The organism is Flavobacterium hydatis (assembly GCF_000737695.1).
GTDB lineage: Bacteria > Bacteroidota > Bacteroidia > Flavobacteriales > Flavobacteriaceae > Flavobacterium > Flavobacterium hydatis.
Genome location: NZ_JPRM01000042.1, coordinates 33,636 through 53,705 on the forward strand (window position 1 = coordinate 33,636; position 20,070 = coordinate 53,705).

Below are 20,070 nucleotides of genomic sequence, written 5' to 3' on the forward strand. Positions count from 1 at the left end.
TTGTTATATAATTATTAATTATTAGCATTTGTTGAAATAAAAATAACAAATTAGTTTTACATTTGCTCAAGATATGGTTTTTAAACCAAACAAGTTATCAATAAATATGTAAAGTATGCAAAACATTCCTAGTGTAGACTTACGTGATTTCCTTTCGGACAACCCGGAACGTAAACAAAAATTTGTAAATGAAATCGGAAATGCATTTGAAAACATTGGCTTCGTAGCCCTAAAAGGTCATTTTTTAGATGATCAGTTAGTTGACGAACTTTATGGCGAAATTAGAAAATTTTTCGCATTGCCAATAGAATCTAAACATAATTATGAAATTCCAGGTATTGGAGGTCAGAGAGGTTATGTTTCTTTTGGTACAGAACACGCCAAAGGAAGAAAAGAGGGTGACTTGAAAGAATTCTGGCATTTTGGTCAGTATGTGAGTGAAGACTCAAAATACGCCTCAGAATATCCAGAAAATGTTGAAGTAACAGAATTGCCTAAATTTAATGCAGTTGGTAAAGAAGCTTACCAGATGCTAGAAAAAACAGGAGTTTATGTTTTAAGAGCTTTAGCATTACACTTAGGATTAGATGAATTTTACTTTGACAAATATGCCAAAGACGGAAATTCTATCCTACGTCCTATTCACTACCCACCAATTACATCAGAACCTAAAGATGCAATTCGTGCTGCTGCTCACGGTGATATTAACCTTATTACCTTATTAATGGGAGCGCAAGGAAAAGGATTACAAGTTCAGAATCATGACGGAGAATGGATTGATGCCATTGCCGAAGATGATCAACTAGTAATTAATGTTGGAGACATGCTTTCACGTCATACCAACAACAGACTAAAATCGACTATTCACCAAGTAGTTAATCCACCAAGAGAATTATGGGGAACATCTCGTTACTCAGTTCCATTTTTTATGCACCCAGTTAGCGATATGCGTTTGGATTGTTTAGAGAATTGTATTGATGCCGAGAATCCTAAAAAATTCGAGGATATTACAGCTGGAGAATATTTATACGAACGTTTGGTAGATTTGGGTTTAATCAAAAAATAATCTTTAAATTTACCTAATAATAAAAAGACATTGAGTTTATACTTAATGTCTTTTTAATTTTAAAATAAATTACAAATGGACTTACAAGACCAACTAAAAAATCTTTTCCCAGATCACGAAGTATCTCCCGACGAAATTGTGGTTCCAGAAGATCATATTCTTTTTATCCAAAAAGAACCTATGATTTGCAAATACGAAAAACGAAAAGGGAAAGCTACAACCATAATCGAAGGTTACGAAGGAACCGATGAAGATTTTAAAATCCTAGCCAAAGAGATTAAAACCAAATTAAGCGTTGGTGGAACTTTTAAAGACGATTCTATTATTATACAAGGTGATTACCGGGATAAAATAATGGAAATACTAAAAGCAAAAGGATTTAAAGTAAAACGTGTAGGCGGCTAGTATTTAGTAGCAGTAATCAGTTTCCGTTTTCAGTTACATAACTTTGAGCGTAAAATTTTTCTTTGCGAACCTTGCGTTTACCAAGATCTAGTATGAAACCTTTGCGCCCTTTGCGATTAAATCATAAAAAAACAAAGAAAAAGACGCACTGCGGTGCGCCTCTACAGAGAACCCAAAAATAAAAAAAGACATCCAGTTATGCGCTTCTACAAAAAACCTTAGGACCTCAGAACCTTTGTCTCTCAGAACCTTAAAAAAAAAATAGACGTACAGCTATGCGCTTCTATTAAAAACCTTAGAACCTCAGAACCTTTGCCTCTTTGAACCTTAAAAAAAATAAACAATGATACAATCATCAGAATTAATACTAAACCCAGACGGAAGCGTTTACCATTTAAATCTTCGCCCAGAACATATTGCAAATGACATTATTTTTGTGGGTGATCAAAATCGTGTAGAGAAAATCACGCAGTTTTTTGACAGCATCGAATTTTCTACACAAAAAAGAGAATTTAAAACTCAAACCGGAGTTTATAAAGGAAAAAGAATTACAGTAATGTCTACAGGTATTGGTCCAGACAATATTGATATTGTGGTAAACGAATTAGATGCTTTAGTAAATATTGATTTAGAAACTCGTAAACCAAAAGAAAACCTAACTTCATTAAACATTATCAGAATTGGAACTTCGGGTTCATTACAAGCAGATATTCCAGTAGATAGCTTTGTAATGTCAACTTTTGGGTTAGGACTTGACAATATGCTACGTTCTTATTTAATCGACGAAGTATCGAATGTTGCTATGGAAGAAGCTTTTATAAACCATACCAATTGGGACATCCGTAAAGGAAAACCGTATGTAATTGCTTGTTCAGAGAAACTAGAAAAACTTATCGAGAGCGACAAAATACATAAAGGAATCACTGCAACAGCAGGAGGATTTTATGGCCCACAAGGACGTGTTTTACGTTTAAACATTCAGGATGAAGAATTAAATGCTAAAATGGATAATTTTACTTTTAATGAAAGCCGAATTACAAACTTAGAAATGGAAACTGCTGCTATTTACGGACTTTCGGCACTATTAGGACATAATGCTTTATCACTAAATGCAATTATTGCCAATCGTGCTTCGGGAACTTTTAGCGAAGATCCATACAAAGCAGTAGATGAATTAATTAAATATACTTTAAACAAATTAACGGCTAATTAATATGCAAAATGCAATCTACAAGTTTGAAAAATTACTCCATGAAAATTCAGAATATTTAAAATCTTTAGACAAAGAAACTTTAGAGAATAAACCTCCTGAAAAATGGTCGAAAAAAGAAATTTTAGGACATCTTGTAGATTCATCTATACATAATTTAGTTCGTTTTACAGAGATAAACTATCTGCCAAAGCCGTATCATCACAGACCATACAACCAGACAGATTTGGTTACCATTAACCAATATCAAACTATGGATATAGAAGAGTTAATACAGCTTTGGTACTCGATAAATAAGCAAATTATTAGACTGTTTAAATCTGTTGATGAAAAAGCATTAGATTATGAAATCCTATTAAGTGATGGGTCTATCATTAATCTGGATTTCTTAATGAAAGATTATGTTGAGCATTTAGAACATCATATCAATCAAATAAAAAATTAGCATGACATTAAGAGTAGCGCGCCATACGAATGATTTAGGAAAACTAGTAAATTTCTATATCAATGTTTTGGGATTTGAAAGACTAGGAGGTTTTGAAAATCATAATAATTATGATGGAGCATTTATTGGGAAACCTGATTTAGGCTGGCATTTTGAATTTACAAAGTCGAATGATAAAGCCAATCATACTTCAGATGAAGACGATGCTATAGTGCTATATCCTGAAACAATTTTAGAATATAATAGATTAGTAATTAATATTTTAAATAATGACATATCATTTATAACGGCAAAAAACCCATATTGGAATTTGGAAGAAAACGGAAAAATGTTTCTTGATCCAGATGGTTTCCGTATTATTATTTCACCATTAAAAGCAAAATAAATTTTCTAAAATCTAAGAAGTCTAAAAATGAAAACTATAAAAATAGCAGGCGTTCCCGAACATTTTAATTTACCATGGCATTTATGCATTGAAAATGGAGAATTCGAAAACGACGGAATCGATTTACAATGGACAGATGTTCCCGAAGGAACAGGTAAAATGTGCCAGATGCTTCGAGATGGAGAAACGGACATTGCTGTAATATTAACCGAAGGAATCGTAAAAGATATCGCTGCAGGAAACCCAAGCAAGATTGTGCAAGTATATGTACAATCACCATTAATTTGGGGAATACACGTTGCGGCAAAATCCGATTATAAAACCATCGCAGATTTAGAAAACAAAAAAGTAGCCATTTCCCGCCTCGGGTCAGGTTCACAATTAATGGCTTATGTAAATGCCAACAATCAAGGTTGGAAAACAGATAATCTACAATTCGAAATCGTAAATACTATCGATGGCGCAGTCGAAGCACTAACAAATAAAACTGCCGATTACTTTATGTGGGAGCGTTTTATGACAAAACCATTGGTCGATAAAGGTATTTTCAGACGCATAACCGACTGTCCTACTCCATGGCCATCATTTGTAATTGCAGTACGCGACGAAGTATTAAAAAATAATCCAGAGGCAATTGCTTCAATTCTAGAAGTTATAAACGCCACAACCGAAGACTTCAAGTCTATTCCTAGTATCGACAGAACATTGGCAGAATTATTTGAGCAAAAAGTCGAAGATATTCAAGAATGGTTAAAACTGACACAATGGTCGCAAAAACCATTAAATGAAAAAACATTTAATAAAATTCAAAATCAATTATTTGAACTGAGTATTATTGATAAAAAAGGTACTTTTGTAGAAACGGTAAAAGTTCTTTAAAAATTGCTTTTTGGGCATTATGATAAAAAATAGAAAAATTGACTTAACAAAACTTAAAAGTAGCCTTCAGGTAAAATCACCTTGGAACGAGGTTATTATTTTGCTATTGAGTTTTTTAATCACAATTCCTACTTTTATCATATTGCACCAAAACTTAATCGACCTCAACTGGCCTTTTAATTTCGATAGAGTTTTACTTTTTATATTTGTACTCGTTGGGCTCTATTTTCTCCTAATGCAATTAAAAACGATCATCATTATTTGTATCGTTTTATACCTCATCATCTTGTTTTACGGAACTGCTTTGGGCAATTATGGCTTTAGCGAAGTAGCCGAAGATTACAATTCGATAATCTACACCATGTCCGACAATCCTTATCCTCAGGATATTATTGTTGCCAAACTGCTTCCGTTTCCTAATAAATCCAAGATTATTAACGCCATAGAATACCAAAATCCCAAAGTGAGGAATTTTGCTATAATGGCAACATCCAAGCATTTTAAAAACATCAAAGGATATTCAGATTACAGAACCATAATACAATGTTTTGCTGTTTTTAAAGAAATAAATAGCCGCTGGAATTATGTAAATGATCCCAAAGAAGGCGATTATATTGCTACAGCAAGCGAATCCCTAATGTATTTTTCGGGCGATTGCGACGACCATTCTATCCTAATGGCAGCAGCCGTACGCTCCATTGGCGGAACCCCAAGACTTATACATACCAAAGGACATATTTACCCAGAAATATTAATTGGGTCAATGATAGACCTCGAAAAAGTAAATTACCTCGTTAAAAACGTCCTTTTTGTAAACGAAAGTTACAAGAAAACCCTGCATTATCATATCGATGAGCGCGGACAAGTATGGCTAAATCTAGACTACACCGCAAAATATCCCGGAGGACCATTCATGTCCGAGGAAATTCTAGGAGAACTTACCCTAAAATAAAATTCTATAAATCGTTTTCTCGCAAAGACGCAAAAGCGCAAAGATTTTAGACGTAAACTTGGCGGCTTGGCGACTTGGCGTGAGATTTATTCGGTACAGTATTACAGTTATTTTCTTAACTTAAAAACATTCGACTTCGGGAGAAGAATAAGGAGCTATTTCCAGCTATCCACTCTATCTTTTCTTTGTTAAAGAAACAAAGAAAAGGATGCCGTTTCTATCTGGGCTAGAGATTTTATGAAGGTATCTGTTTAAATAGTATTTTAGTATGCTAGAAATTACCCTGAACTTAATTTCTAAAATTTCATAAAAAAATGACAGAACTAATTGCATTTATAAATACGCTACAAGAATTAGATTTTGAAACTGAAGAAGCCATAAAAAAATACTTTACTAAAGAAACTTATAAAAAAAATGAGTTAATTATCGAAGAAGGTAAAATCTGTTCAAAAATCTGTTACATAAAATCAGGATTAGTACGTAGATTCTATCTTGATGATGGCGAAGAAATAACCAAATGGATTTATAGCAACAATCAATTCATTACCTCATTAAGCAGCTTTTTTGAACAAAAACCATCATTCGAAATCTTTCAAGCCTGTGAAGAAACTATACTTTACTCATTATCTTATACCGATGAGCAACTTTTATTAGAGTACCCATTATTTGCAAAATTTCATATAAAACTATTAAGACAATATCTTTCTAAACTAAATGAGTTCCATCATTCATATAAACTAATGAGTGCTCAGGAAAAATATATGTATTTACTGCATTCATTTCCTTCCATTATAAAAAAAGCAAAATTAAAACATATAGCTTCCCTTATCGATGTAAGTCCAGAAACATTAAGCCGAATAAGAGCTTCAATTAATTGATATTACATCAATAAAAACCATTTTGATTTTTTCAACATTTGTGATTCATTAAAACAAACACAAAAGTGAAAGATACAATAATTGGAAAATGTGCTATTATTGGAAAAAATGTGCATATTGGAAATTTTAATACCATCGAGAATGATGTCATTATTGGCGATAATACTTGGATTGGTAATAATGTAAATATTCTTGCTGGTACAAGAATTGGCGAAAATTGTCAAATCCATTCAGGTGCAGTGTTGGCAGGAATACCGCAAGATTTAAAATATAATGGCGAATATACAACACTCGAAATCGGTAATAATAATATTATAAGGGAATTTGTAACCATAAATAAAGGCACAGCATCCAAGCAAAAAACTATAATTGGAGATAATAATCTATTAATGTCCAATGCGCATATTGGGCATGATTGTATAATTAAAAATAATTGCATTATAGGATTTAGTGTAGGAATGGCAGGAGAAGTAATTGTAGACAATTGGGCTAATATTAGTGGATTAACAGCAATACATCAATTTTCAGTTATTGGCGAACATAGTATGATTAGTGGCATGAGTCGCATTGTAAAAGATATTCCTCCATACATAATGGCAGCTCGAGAACCACTCAGTTATGTGAGCATAAATACTGTAGGCTTAAAAAGAAGAGGATTTGAAACTGAAAAACTAAATGAACTCAAAGAAATATATCGCGTTATTTTTCAAGAAAAGAAAAATACAACCCTTGCTTTAGAATTAATCGAAAACCACTTTAAACAAACTACAGAACGCGATAAAATCATAAATTTTATAAAGCAATCAACAAGAGGAATCATAAAAGGTAATACTCAATAAAATTTTAAAATATAGCATTGCATAAATCATAAAACGCAATTTCACACTTTACAACACTTATTCTCCCATCCCAAAAATTCGAATAACTAACTACAAAACACGTATTTATACTCAATTTTCTCTAAAACCTTGTTTCTATCTTTGATTTAGTAACCTACACAAAAATCAAAAAGAAATGAAAAAAGATGCTATTGCCCCACCTACTCGATGGACCAGAGACTATTTATTTGATATTCTCAAAGATTTAGGAATCCATTACATATTTGGCGTTCCCGGTACCAACGAAATCCCATTAATAGACGGAACTTCTTACCCAGAAAATGGAGTAAAGTATATAGAATGCCTACACGAAAACATTGCTATAGGAGCTGCAATGGGTTCTGCCCGAATGACAGGAAAACCAGGAGTGCTTATTGTACACGTAACACCCGGAATTGCACACAGTATAGGTAATCTTTTTAATGCACATCGTTCGCAAATGCCATTAGTAGTGCTTTGTTGTCAGCAACAAAACGAATTGGTTACTCAAGAACCATTACTAGCATCAAACTTAGTAGACCTAGCCAAACAATACACAAAATGGTCACATGAAGTGCGCACTCCCGAAGAAATGCCGCTAGTACTACAAAGAGCCTTTAAAGAAGCGATGGCGCCACCAAACGGTCCTATATTTATATCTATACCATGGGAATTTACAATGGTAGCCATCGAAGAAAATAAAAAAATAAAAGGAGTTACCCGCATTTCTCCTCACTTTATAGGCGATGATGATGCTATTAAAGAAACAGCTGCTTTATTGGCAACAGCCAAAAATCCGCTTATAGTAGCTGGCGATGCAGTAGGATATGCTGATGCCTGGCAAGAAATTCAAGACCTAGCCGAATTAATTGGTGCGCCAGTAGTTCTTCAATCCTTTAGTAGTGTAGCAAACTTCCCAAACAATGATTATCACTGGCAAGGAGAAATACCAGGAAACCAAGCCGGAGTACAAGAAGTTTTTAAAGACCATGATGTAGCCTTTTTAATAGGTTTTGGAGCGCAGGCACAAGTTGCAGTATTCAAATACTCCGATGGACCACTTATACCCGAAAATGTAAAACTAGCCTATCTTACCAACAACACTTGGGATATCGCTAAGAACTTTTATGGAGAAACAGCCATTTTTGGAGATATTAAAGCCACATTACCCATCTTAAACAAATACATTACACCACAAAGACCAAAAGAAGCCGATGAAAGAAATAAAAAACTAGAAACTTTAAATCTTGTTCGTGCCCAAAAATGGGATCTATATCATGAAAAAGCTATGGGAGAACCAGATATCTGGGCAGTTGTTATAGCCAAAGCATTAAAAGAAGCCATAGAAGACCGCAACTTAACAGATAATTTTGTTTATGTACACGAAGCTGTATCCGATGGAGCACCGTTTCAGTATTATCTCCCTTTTGGCACCAACGGAGCAAAACCTATTAGTTACTATTGTGTAGCAGGAGGATCGCTTGGATGGTCAATGCCAGCATCATTAGGGATAAAACTAGAAGACAAAACATCCCAAGGAATTGGTACCAAACTAGTCATTAATGCTGTGGGTGATGGATCGTCATTGTTTTACCCACAAACATGGTGGACAGCAGCACACGAAAAACTACCAATCCTATATATCATTACCAACAATCACGAATACCATACCCTACAATTAGGATTACAACAAGTTGTTGCTGCTTATGGTAAAGCTCCCGGATACGGATGGAATCCAAAAACATTAGATCCTGACTATTTGCGATTAGAGAGACCAAAAATGGATTTTGTAAATCTGGCAAAAGCCTTTGGTGGAGAACATGGCGAAGTTGTACTTACTCCCGCAACAGTAAAAGAAGCTGTTGAAAGAGGAATAAACCATGTTTTAAACAACAATACCTCTTACATACTAGATATGCGTATTGCATCGGACACACCACCAATGCAAATAAAAACTAAAGATGCAACCTTCTTGGTCGATAAACGATATGCGTTGCAACCAACACTAAATATTTTTCAGGAAGATGCATTAAGAGGAAGTTCATTTAGTCTAAAAGCAGCTTCTAGTAGCAATGAACTTTTAGATAACGAAAGTACAATACTCAATTTACCATCACTTTTTTAAAGAAATAATCGTTGCAAAAGCAACATAAATACATAACAAAATGGAAGACAAAAAAATTGATATCGCCATCGTTGGTGGAGGTGTTTCGGGCGTATACAGCGCTTGGAAACTTAAAGCAAAATATCCAAACAAAAAGATAGTACTTTTTGAAGGAAGTGATCACATCGGAGGACGTTTACTATCTGTAATCCCACCAGGAATTCCAAACATGGTAGCCGAGTTAGGCGGAATGCGAATTCTTGAAAACACTCAAAAATTAATTGTAAAATTAATAGCCGATTTAAACCAATTATTACCCAAAGATGAACAAATCGAATTATATGATTTCCCAGTAGATCAGCCTCAAAATATAGCTTATTTGCGCGGAGAACACCTACGTTTATTCGATTTTACAAATGATCCAGACAAAGTTCCTTATAAATTATCTTTTTTAGAAAAAGCTAATACATCGGGTACAATAATCGTAAATGCAATCGAGCAATTAGTTCCGGGAATAACAAATACTGATTTATCTGAGCAAGACCGTTTAAAAATGTGTCAGAAAGCTACGTTTGAAGGAACTCCGCTATACAAATTAGGATTCTGGAACCTACTCTATCGTGTAATAAGCGGAGAAGCATACCAGTTTAGTATAGATTCTGGAGGTTACAACTCAACATTAGTAAACTGGAATGCTGCAGATGCAATCCCATGGTACCTTTCAGATTTTGGTATAAAACCTGTGTATAAAGGGTTTAAAAATGGGTTTCAGCAAGTTCCAATTTCGTTAGCAAACTTCTTTGAAGAAGCTGGAGGCATAATAAAACTAAACGCCAAACTAGAAGGATTTGAGTCTAAAAATAATTTATTTGAGCTTAATATAGATGGTCAAATTATCGAGGCAACACAGTTAATACTGGCAATGCCGCGTCGCTCACTAGATTTATTAACTAATACTTCGCCTAAACTGCAAGAGATACAATCACTTATTGGCAGTGTAACACCAAGACCATTATTTAAAGTTTTTACAACTTATTCTAGTCCATGGTGGAGAAATGCTGGATATACTGATGCTACAGAAGGATACATTCCGTTGCAATCAGGAAGAACCGTTACCGACTTACCAATAAGACAAACCTACTATTGGCCAAAGAATGACGGACAACCTTCGCAAAGCGGAGAATCAATGCTATTGGCAAGTTATGATGATGGCTCAAATATCGGGTTCTGGGACGGACTTAGACCTCAGCGTAAAAAAGCATGGAAAAAAGGCATCTCTCATGCGGAGCTTTTAGATGATCCTTTTATTGGGGAATATTCAGAAACAGAATCACTTTTAAGCACTGCTTTAAATCAAACTTGGCATCAATACAAAGCCCCTCGCAAGATGGTGGAAGAATTAAGCCGCCAGTTAAAACAAATTCACGATGTCGATTATACACCAGCTGTTAAGAATGCATCATTCCGTGATTGGGGAGAAGACCCGTTTGGAGGAGGTTGGAATAGCTGGAACATTGGAGTAAAAAGCTGGGAAGTAAAAGAAAAAATTGTTCACCCGATAGATAATTGTTCATTATACATTTGTGGCGAAGCTTACTCAGACGGACAAGGATGGGTAGAAGGAGCTTTGCAAACCGCAGATATAATGCTTACAAAATTCATTGCTATTGAAAGTCAAGCTTCAGTAAAACAAGAAGCTACACTTTAAAATAAACACCCTTTTGCCCCCCCTTTTACCCAAAAAAAGCTCGATTCAATTGAATTGGGCTTTTTTTTATTAAGGTTCTAAGGTTCTGAGGTACTAAGGAGCAAAGGCACAAAGGTTCTGAAAAGCTTTGCGAACTTTGCGGTTAATTTTATCCCAACACAACCACAATGCAACCACAAACTTGTCACCCTGACGTAGGAAGGGTCTTCGTTAGTAACTCGCCAATTTAAGGTTCTGAGGTACTATGGTTAAAAAATAGGCTTGTATGACACACAGAGTGAATATCCTATATAAAAATAGAGTAAACGCTCCATATTTTACTTAGATAAATACCTCAGAGCGCTTGTTTCTCTTTCAATCTGTTATAAACATAGCCAACGGTTTCAACCGTTGGAACGCATGCATTATGACAATCCGTACCGCACGGTTGAAACCGTGGGCTATGTCTGGGTCTTTATACCTTCTTCTTACCGTCGAGTTACTAGTGGAGACCCTTCCTACGTCAGGGTGACAAGATTGAGGATATTGTGGTAAAATTAACCGCAAAGAACACAAGGTTTTACGCAAAGTTCATAAATCTTTATTTTTTTACCTTAGTCCCTCAGAGCCATTTGAACCTTTGTGCCTTAGTACCTCAGAGCCTTTGTTCCTTTGAACCTTAGCATCTGAGAACCTTTACTGCTCAAAACAAGTAACTCCTTAACAAACAGACATTTTAACCTAAAAAAACTTTTTTAACTATTTGATTGAATATAATTTTTTTGTAACTTTTCCTGTTTAACTTTTAATCAAAAAAACCATGAAAAAATCTACCTTAATTACCTTTGCGTTTGCCTTATTATCAATATTAATGATTTCATGCCATAAGGGAAGAAATACATTAGTTAATTCCTGGAAAGTTACCAATGTAGAGGTCAAAAAACCACTTACAGATTCTATCAAAAATGTAATACTAGCCAAAGGAAATCTTACGTTTACAAAAGATGGAAAAGTAACTGGGTATTTGGATTCAGAATTAAATGGAACGTTTGCTTTATACAAAGCTGGGAAAAGTTTAGTCATTAAAGACGAAGTAGGTACGCCCTATCCTTTTGCAAGTATTATAGAAAAAGATAAATTAATATTAGATGGTGAAGAAATGAAACTTACATTAGATAAAAAATAAACCTAGAATTTATCTAATATTTCTAAACTACAAAGCATAATCTTTAAGCTCCTTATTCATTTTAAGGAGCTTTTTTATTTAATATCAGTTATGAAAGTAACTATAATTTGGTGATGTCCTGAATGAAAATTTCTTTTCGATTATAAACAAGAATCTGGTTTGTTTCTAATTCATTAATCAATTGTGTAGCAGTTTGCCTTGAAGTACAAATAATCTGAGCAATATCATTTTGGGTTAAATAATTCTCTATTCTAACCGAATTTCCCAACTTAACACCTTCCTTTTCTGCCCATTCTTTTAAAAACTGGATCATTCTGGTTCTGGCATCTTTAGAAATCAAATTAGAATAACTATTTTTGATACTTTTCATCTTTAGTCCAACAAATTTAGTGTAAGACAGCGCCAATGCAGGGTTTCGCAATAATAAGTTTTCAAAATCCGACATCAAAAAACTACATATTACAACATCATCCGAGAGTACTTTGGCATATTCATTTATCTGTTCATCGGCTTCAAGAGTTAATTCTCCAAATAAATCACCTTTCTGGATAATGTCTTTTATATTTTCATTCCCATCTTCATCTACAGAAACAATTTTGATATTCCCTTTTTTCAATAAAAAAATACGAGGCACATCAGAAGAAGAAAAATAAATAATTTCTCCTTTGTTTGCTTTCTTAAAACCGGTGATAATACATAATTCTTTTATTTGTCCAAGGCTCAATGTCTTAAACAATTTGTGATCACGCAAATACCAATACTTTAATTCCTCGTACATAACATAAAATCTATTGTCGTAAATATAACTAATTTTTATACTTTTTGTAGCCGAGATATTGAATTATATGGCTTTGTTGTCTTTTTTTAGGGTTTTAAAATCATCACTAAAACCACATTGTATACCCTATTTAACAAAAAAATGTATCTTTGTAAGCTCAAAACAAAAAGCAACACTAGTATGTGAAAAATAATTTCTTTCGGACAATCAAGAAGGTAGACTACAAATCGAGTCTGCTTAATTCATTCATCTCAAAAGAAAGAAATTATGCTTATTCTACAAAATATTTCATATACACATCCCAACAAGGAATTGTTATTTGACACTATTAGCTTTACTGTCAATACTAACGAAAAAATCGCCTTAATAGGCAACAATGGCATAGGAAAATCGACTTTGCTTAAAATCATTGCAGGCAAATTACATCCCTCAAACGGACAGGTAAGATGCAGCTCTGAACCTTATTATATACCACAACTATTTGGTCAGTATAATCATCTTACAATTGCACAAGCGTTACAAATAGAGGATAAACTAAATGCTTTAAAAGAAATTCTGGAAGGAAACGTATCCGAGAATAATCTTAACGTGCTAAATGACGATTGGACTATCGAGGAACGTTGCAACAATGCCTTAAAATACTGGCGATTAACTGACTTAGATTTATCTCAAAAAATAGAATCTTTAAGCGGCGGACAAAAAACAAAGGTTTTCCTTGCAGGTATTTCTATTCATCAGCCCGAATTAGTCCTGTTAGACGAGCCCAGTAATCATCTTGATGTAGCTGCCAGACAATTATTATATGATTTTATAGCCTCTACATCGAGCGCTTTAATTGTAGTAAGTCACGACAGAAAATTGCTAAATCTTTTAAACACAGTTTTCGAGCTAAACAAACAAGGCATTAATGTTTATGGTGGTAATTATGATTTTTATGCTGAGCAAAAACAAATAGAACAAAATGCATTAAATCAGGATTTACATAATAAAGAAAAAGCCTTACGAAAAGCCAAAGAGAAAGAACGTGAAACTCTGGAACGCCAACAAAAACTAGATGCGCGTGGCAAAAAGAAACAGGAAAAAGCTGGTGTTGCCCGAATAATGATAAATACCTTAAGGAACAATGCTGAGAATAGTACCTCGAAAATAAAAGGCATGCACGCCGAAAAAATTGATGGTATCTCACAAGAACTACAAGAATTACGTTCGGCATTACCAGAAATAGACAAAATGAAATTTGGTTTTGATAATTCGTCATTACACAAAGGCAAAATACTATTTGATGCCAAAAACATTAATTACGGTTATGATAATGAGTTACTCTGGAAACAAAATCTAAATATTCAGATTACTAGTGGCGAACGCATTGCATTAAAAGGCTCGAATGGATCAGGAAAAACCACTTTGATAAAATTAATCCTTGGGAAATTAGAACCGAAAGTAGGTACATTATACCGAGCAGAAAGTACATCGGTTTATATAGATCAGGATTATTCGCTTATAGATAATCAGCTTAAAGTGTATCAGCAAGCACAACAATTTAATACAACAGCGTTACAAGAACACGAAATCAAGATGAGGCTCAACCGCTTTTTGTTTACCAAAGAAGATTGGGATAAGCATTGTAAAGTATTAAGTGGTGGAGAAAAAATGCGTTTGATGCTTTGTTGTCTAACAACAAGTAACCAATCGCCAGATAGTATAATCCTGGACGAACCAACTAATAATCTTGATATTCAAAACATCGAAATACTAACTGCTGCGATTAATGAGTTTAAAGGAACGCTAATCGTTATATCTCACGACGAATACTTTTTGGAACAAATAAATATAGAGCGAACAATTTTATTGTAACACCTCACAAAAAACAACATAAACAATTAAAAATGAATACATTGAAAAATATATTCATTTTTTTAGCCATATACATTGTATAACTATGTATTTTGCTATACATTTGTTTTAACCAATAAAACTTTGTCATGAATGAAACTTTTGTTACAAACTGGAAATCGCAGGTAAAAAAAGGTACACTTACTTTTATTATCCTCAACGTACTCAAAGAAAACGAATACTACGGTTATGAGCTTATAGAACAAATAAAGCAACATACCGAAATAGAAATTGCCGAAGGCACATTATATCCTTTAATGAACAGACTTAAGACCGAAAATTTAGTCGACTCAAAATGGGTAGAACAAGAAACCGGAATTCCCAGAAAATATTACGCTCTGACTCCTACAGGAATAAAAACACTTGTTCACATGAATGAATATTGGAAAAATTTAGAAAATGCTATTCAAAAGATAATCAAATGAAAACAGAAGAAATAAAATTCAGTCAAGAAGCTTCAAAAAGAGTTTATAACGATTATATGAAGCGCATTTTAAAAGTTACAAATTCCTTACCTAAAGAAGACAGACAAGATATTTATATGGAATTTAACAGCCATATATTTGAAGCGCTTCAGCATAAAAACGGAGCTAATGAAATAGATGTGTTATTAGACATAATTGAAAAATTAGGCGTTCCTGAAGAAGTTTTAAAACCTCTTATTGCAGACAAAAAACTAGAACAAGCAACCAAAACATTCAACCCTGTTCATGTTTTTAAAGCATTATTATTAAATATAACCAATGGCTTCTCGTATATAATCTTCTTTATATTATACCTTCTTTTATTTGGGTTTGTGTTTGTTATAATTGCCAAAATTATATCACCAAATGAAGTTGGATTGTGGTATAAAGATGGTTCAACATTCTTTTTAGGAACCACCAGTGAGGCAAATAAAAACGGGATAAACGAAATATTAGGTAATATGTTCATACCAGTTATGATAGTTGCAATAATCCTGTTTTACGTATTAATTACATTGCTATTAAAGTTTAAAAAATCAATCAATCAAAAATAATCACTATGAAAAAAATCCTAATTACCGGTCTGCTTATTTTTAGCACAACAATCAGTTTTTCGCAAACATTCAACAAACAAAGAATGGATAGTTTGTTTCAAACTTTAGAAAAAAACAACAAGTTTATGGGAAGCATAGCTGTTTCTGAAAATGGAAAATTGCTATATACCAAATCGATAGGATATTCGGATCTCGAAAATTCAAAAAAAGCCGATGCAGCAACTAAATATCGAATTGGTTCTATTTCTAAAATGTTTACTGCTACGCTAGTTTTAAAAGCAATCGAAGAAAATAAATTAACGTTAAACCAAACTCTAGACACCTATTTTCCGCAAATAGAAAACTCAAAAAAAATAACCATATCTAATTTACTAAATCACCGAAGTGGTATTCATAATTTTACCGACGAAGAATATTACAGAACCGATGAGTTTAACACCGCCCCAAAATCGGAAAAAGAAATGGTTGACGTAATTGCTAAACTAAAAAGTGATTTTGAACCTAATAGTGAAGCTGAATATAGTAATTCTAACTATGTGTTGCTGAGTTATATTCTCGAAAAAGTGTACAAAAAACCATATTCGACTATTTTAGAAACTAAAATTATAAAACCATTAGGGTTAAAAAACACCTATTTTGGAGGTAAAACACAAATTAAAAATAATGAAGCTTACTCCTATCGTTATAAAAATGAATGGGAAAAAGGAACAGAAACAGATCCATCAATCCCAATGGGAGCTGGAGCAATTGTATCAAACCCTACAGATTTAACAATCTTTATTGAGCAACTTTTTAAAGGAAAACTAATATCTGCAAAATCATTATCGTTAATGCAAACTATAAACCAGAAATACGGAATGGGTATGTTTGAGTTTCCTTATTATGAAAATAAAAGTTACGGACATACTGGTGGCATAGATGAATTTCAGTCTGTTGTAACCTATTTTCCTAATGAAAAACTTGCTGTAGCAATTACATCAAACGCAAGGGTTTATCCTAATAACTCTGTATTAACTTGCGCTTTAAGCTCTTATTTTAATAAACCGTTTGAAATGCCAACGTTTAATTACCTTAAACTAAAACCAGAAGTGCTAGATTTATATGCAGGGCAATATTCGAGTTTACAAATTCCTATAAAAATAGACGTTACACAAAATGACAACAAATTATTTGCTCAGGCAACAGGACAATCGGCTTTTCCGCTAGAAGCAACTCAAACTAATGTTTTTAAATTTGACCAAGCAGGAATCGTTCTTGAGTTTAATGCCGACAAAAAAGAAATGATATTAAAACAAGGTGGGAAAGAGTTTTTATTTACTAAATAAATTACCATTATAAGTGAATAAAAAAGTCTTCACTCCTACTTACTAATAGGAAAAACACAAAAAAATTAATTCTCATTAATTACAATTATAAAACTAAGCTCCTTAAGAAATTAAGGAGTTTTTTTATACCCAACGCCCTGTTTTAATCAAAAATTCGCTTGTTATTACTGATAAAATAATCATATATTAGCAATACAAAAATTACATTTTAATGTAAACTCAAACTAAACTGAGTTTATTTAACCTACTAATAACTTAAAATAATTAAACAAATGTCAAATCAAGAAATATTCTTTGCCAAAGGAGATAGCCCAAAAATGATCGAAGCTTTTAAAAATGCTCAAGAAACATTTAAATATTTTTGGAGAGAATTATCTTGGGAATACCGAAGAATTGTTCCTGCATTAACTGTAGCGTGCGTAAAAGTAGCCTTCTCTCAAGACGTAGACGGAAGCGAACATCCTATTGTAGAACATATGTGGATTAACGATATATCCTTTGATGGAGAACATATAAAAGGTGTTTTAATAAATGATCCAAACGAGTTAACAAACATCGAAAACGGAGATGAAGTTGTGATTCCTTTAAGCCAAATTAGCGATTGGTTATTTGCAATTCAGGGTAGTTCACCAAAAGGACTTTCTAAACTTTTCTCATCGCCTCAGCCAAGAGCTTATGGAGGATTTACCATTCAGGCAATACGCTCAGAAATGACAAGTCAGGAAAGAAAAGATCATGATAAAGCATGGGGATTAGATTTTGGCGATTACAATGAAGTTCTCCTTGTTAACGAACAAAAAGAAAAGCCAGAAAACCTTGTAGAACATCCTATGAGCAAAAACATGAAAGAAAAGCTCCAGGATTTCTTAAAGCAAAACCCAGACGAAATTACTTATCAGGATGAAGAAGGATTCTCGTTGTTACATACAGAAACCGTTGCTGGGAATTTAACTTCGATAACACTTTTATTAGAATCTGGTGTAGATAAAAACATGAAAACAAACCAAGGCAAAACTGCATTGGATATTGCAAAACAATTAAACTGGGAACATATTATTCCTGTGCTTAGTAATTAATTCTAAGCACATCAAATACATTTTAAGTCCTCTTAACCAACTAGTTTATTAATATTAAATCTGAAGCAAAAGTTTACGTCAAAGTTTAAATTTTTATCAAATGAGGTATTTACTTATAATCTGTTTGTTACTAATTTCTTGTAATAAAGAGTCGCAAAAAACTTTTACAAAAGATGAAATAATAGAAAATATTACCATTTTAAGAAAAAGTGGTTTCTTTAAAGATTATGAAAAACTAAGTGCCGCAGAGCTGTTCGACAAATTACATTCCATTAGAAAAATTGAATATTCAAAATTATTCGGAAAAGAATATAATCCAGGAATGGAATTAGATGAATTAGATTTAGCTAGCCTTGATGAAACTAAAGTTATATACATTGACTTAGAAGCAGATGTTTGCAAAGAAAATAAAGTTTACGAAGATGTCATACACATGCATTCGAGATTAACAAACAATGTTTTTAATCCGAAAAATATAAAAGAGATTTGGCATGGTGAAACAGGACCCATTGAAGTAGAATTTGAGCTTGATAATGAAAAAATAAAATTTAAGCCTAAATATCTTGATGATTGGTTGGATGGAATTGTCTTTGAAATTTGTAAAGAAAAAATAAAAGAAAAAAATATTCGTATAGTTACTTGTTTAGGAACTGAAGGTTTGGGATTTGGGCAATCAATTGCAATAATGAGACTAACAAAGGAAGAGCAAACAAACTTAGAGAAACATTTTAAGTGGAAATTTTCAGAATAAAAATTTTCATCAACAATTACTAAACAACCATAAAATTCTAGAACATATATCCCTAAATGAACAGCAACATCATTTTTGACAAAATATCTAAACTACCCGAAAGCTCCAGAAAAACTCTGGAGGAAAACATTACTTTGGTTAGTTTCCCAAAAGGGCATATTTTATTAAAAGCAGGCAAAATTGAATCTAATATCTATTTCATAAAAAAGGGAATTGTAAGAGCTTATGTAAACCAGAATGACAGCGATGTTACTTTTTGGTTTGGAAAAGAAGGTGAAACAATCCTCTCGATGAAAAGCTACGTCGAAAACCAAAAGGGATATGAAGACATCGAACTTCTGGAAGACTGTGATCTCTACGAATTAAAAACAACCAATTTGCAAAGATTGTTTGAAGAAGATATACATATTGCAAACTGGGGAAGAAAATTTGCCGAAAAAGAACTCATAAAAACTGAAGAAAGATTAATATCAAGACAGTTTAAAACAGCGTCTGAAAGATATAACGAACTAATAACCAACAACCCCGATTTAATTAAGAGAGTACAACTCGGTCATATTGCCTCTTATCTCGGGATAACACAAGTAAGTTTAAGCCGAATACGAGCAGAAATAAAATAAATTCATTTTTTATCATTTGTTAAATTTTAATTGAATCCGCTGAAGGATCTTTGCCCTATTAAAATTTAAAAACATGAATTGGATTCTTTTGATTATTGCAGGATTATTTGAGGTGGCGTTTGCTTCGTGCTTGGGGAAAGCTAAAGAAGCAACAGGAAATGATGTTTATTTATGGTACGGAGGATTCTTGGCATCGCTTATTATAAGTATGTTGCTACTTATCAAGAGTACACAAACATTACCTATTGGGACTGCTTATGCAGTATGGACAGGAATTGGGGCTGTAGGAACAGTTTTGGTCGGTATTTTTGTGTTTAAAGATCCAACAAACTTCTGGAGATTATTCTTTATTGCAACATTGGTTGGTTCAATCATCGGATTAAAATCGGTTTCGCATTAATGAAACTTGTAGTTAAAAAAATGCAACTTAATTTAAGTAAAATTAAGTTGCATTTAAAATATGTCCCATTCCTGATTCCTTTCTTTTTATTCCTAAAAACATTTCTTGCATTTATAATCTTCCTATTTATTTTTGTTCTTTGTCAGTCTATACGA

21 protein-coding genes are annotated in these 20,070 nt (G+C 33.2%); 20 read left to right on the forward strand and 1 reads right to left on the reverse strand.

What is annotated here, in order from left to right:
* The first annotated feature begins 115 nt into the window (after positions 1–115).
* From IW20_RS20740 to IW20_RS20795, 12 genes are all read left to right on the forward strand, one after another.
* A complete protein-coding gene (locus IW20_RS20740; RefSeq protein WP_035627017.1) occupies positions 116–1,066 on the forward strand; it encodes an isopenicillin N synthase family dioxygenase in 951 nt (316 codons plus the stop codon).
* 75 nt (positions 1,067–1,141) lie between these two features.
* Positions 1,142–1,471, forward strand: coding sequence for a translation initiation factor (locus IW20_RS20745; RefSeq protein ID WP_035627020.1), 330 nt, complete (start codon positions 1,142–1,144; stop codon positions 1,469–1,471).
* 343 nt (positions 1,472–1,814) lie between these two features.
* Positions 1,815–2,684 carry a nucleoside phosphorylase gene (locus IW20_RS20750; protein WP_035627021.1) on the forward strand — a complete coding sequence of 290 codons (870 nt, stop codon included), beginning with the start codon at positions 1,815–1,817 and terminating at the stop codon, positions 2,682–2,684.
* A gap of 1 nt (position 2,685) precedes the next feature.
* Complete coding sequence (locus tag IW20_RS20755; RefSeq protein ID WP_035627023.1) at positions 2,686–3,126, forward strand: DinB family protein; 441 nt, start codon at positions 2,686–2,688, stop codon at positions 3,124–3,126.
* A 1-nt stretch (position 3,127) separates the two neighbouring features.
* Positions 3,128–3,511: a VOC family protein gene (locus IW20_RS20760; RefSeq protein WP_035627025.1), complete on the forward strand. Its 384-nt coding sequence runs from the start codon at positions 3,128–3,130 to the stop codon at positions 3,509–3,511.
* A 27-nt stretch (positions 3,512–3,538) separates the two neighbouring features.
* Positions 3,539–4,390 carry a substrate-binding domain-containing protein gene (locus IW20_RS20765; protein WP_035627028.1) on the forward strand — a complete coding sequence of 284 codons (852 nt, stop codon included), beginning with the start codon at positions 3,539–3,541 and terminating at the stop codon, positions 4,388–4,390.
* 19 nt (positions 4,391–4,409) lie between these two features.
* Positions 4,410–5,342, forward strand: coding sequence for a hypothetical protein (locus tag IW20_RS20770; RefSeq protein WP_035627031.1), 933 nt, complete (start codon positions 4,410–4,412; stop codon positions 5,340–5,342).
* Positions 5,343–5,656: 314 nt separating this feature from the next.
* Positions 5,657–6,220: a Crp/Fnr family transcriptional regulator gene (locus tag IW20_RS20775; RefSeq protein WP_051886072.1), complete on the forward strand. Its 564-nt coding sequence runs from the start codon at positions 5,657–5,659 to the stop codon at positions 6,218–6,220.
* Positions 6,221–6,285: 65 nt separating this feature from the next.
* A complete protein-coding gene (gene lpxA, locus IW20_RS20780) occupies positions 6,286–7,059 on the forward strand; it encodes an acyl-ACP--UDP-N-acetylglucosamine O-acyltransferase (RefSeq protein WP_035627033.1) in 774 nt (257 codons plus the stop codon).
* 175 nt (positions 7,060–7,234) lie between these two features.
* Positions 7,235–9,202, forward strand: coding sequence for a thiamine pyrophosphate-binding protein (locus tag IW20_RS20785; RefSeq protein WP_081912534.1), 1,968 nt, complete (start codon positions 7,235–7,237; stop codon positions 9,200–9,202).
* Between the two features lie 40 nt (positions 9,203–9,242).
* Positions 9,243–10,889 carry a flavin monoamine oxidase family protein gene (locus IW20_RS20790; protein ID WP_035627035.1) on the forward strand — a complete coding sequence of 549 codons (1,647 nt, stop codon included), beginning with the start codon at positions 9,243–9,245 and terminating at the stop codon, positions 10,887–10,889.
* A 799-nt stretch (positions 10,890–11,688) separates the two neighbouring features.
* On the forward strand, positions 11,689–12,054 hold the full coding sequence (locus tag IW20_RS20795) for a hypothetical protein (protein ID WP_035627037.1): 366 nt from the start codon (positions 11,689–11,691) through the stop codon (positions 12,052–12,054).
* Positions 12,055–12,154: 100 nt separating this feature from the next.
* On the opposite strand, the gene IW20_RS20800 is transcribed toward IW20_RS20795, so the two are convergent.
* Entirely contained in the window at positions 12,155–12,832 is a 678-nt protein-coding gene (locus tag IW20_RS20800; RefSeq protein WP_035627039.1) for a Crp/Fnr family transcriptional regulator, read from the reverse strand.
* A gap of 267 nt (positions 12,833–13,099) precedes the next feature.
* On the opposite strand from IW20_RS20800, the gene abc-f reads away from it, so the two are divergent.
* The 8 genes from abc-f to IW20_RS20840 all read left to right on the forward strand — a co-directional run bounded on the left by abc-f (position 13,100) and on the right by IW20_RS20840 (position 19,915).
* Positions 13,100–14,686 carry a ribosomal protection-like ABC-F family protein gene (gene abc-f, locus IW20_RS20805; protein WP_035627041.1) on the forward strand — a complete coding sequence of 529 codons (1,587 nt, stop codon included), beginning with the start codon at positions 13,100–13,102 and terminating at the stop codon, positions 14,684–14,686.
* Positions 14,687–14,814: 128 nt separating this feature from the next.
* Entirely contained in the window at positions 14,815–15,150 is a 336-nt protein-coding gene (locus IW20_RS20810) for a PadR family transcriptional regulator (protein WP_035627043.1), read from the forward strand.
* Complete coding sequence (locus IW20_RS20815; RefSeq protein WP_035627045.1) at positions 15,147–15,743, forward strand: HAAS signaling domain-containing protein; 597 nt, start codon at positions 15,147–15,149, stop codon at positions 15,741–15,743. Before IW20_RS20810 ends, IW20_RS20815 begins: the two co-directional genes overlap by 4 nt.
* Before the next feature lie 5 nt (positions 15,744–15,748).
* Positions 15,749–17,068 (forward strand): serine hydrolase domain-containing protein, encoded by a 1,320-nt coding sequence (locus IW20_RS20820; protein ID WP_035627048.1) that lies wholly within the window; start codon positions 15,749–15,751, stop codon positions 17,066–17,068.
* Between the two features lie 272 nt (positions 17,069–17,340).
* The gene (locus IW20_RS20825) at positions 17,341–18,144 is read left to right on the forward strand and encodes a DUF2314 domain-containing protein (RefSeq protein ID WP_035627051.1); all 804 of its coding nucleotides are present in this window, start codon (positions 17,341–17,343) and stop codon (positions 18,142–18,144) included.
* Positions 18,145–18,244: 100 nt separating this feature from the next.
* On the forward strand, positions 18,245–18,895 hold the full coding sequence (locus IW20_RS20830; protein WP_089052175.1) for a hypothetical protein: 651 nt from the start codon (positions 18,245–18,247) through the stop codon (positions 18,893–18,895).
* A gap of 56 nt (positions 18,896–18,951) precedes the next feature.
* The gene (locus tag IW20_RS20835) at positions 18,952–19,515 is read left to right on the forward strand and encodes a Crp/Fnr family transcriptional regulator (protein WP_035627056.1); all 564 of its coding nucleotides are present in this window, start codon (positions 18,952–18,954) and stop codon (positions 19,513–19,515) included.
* Between the two features lie 73 nt (positions 19,516–19,588).
* Positions 19,589–19,915 (forward strand): DMT family transporter, encoded by a 327-nt coding sequence (locus IW20_RS20840; protein WP_035627059.1) that lies wholly within the window; start codon positions 19,589–19,591, stop codon positions 19,913–19,915.
* Positions 19,916–20,070: the final 155 nt, after the last annotated feature.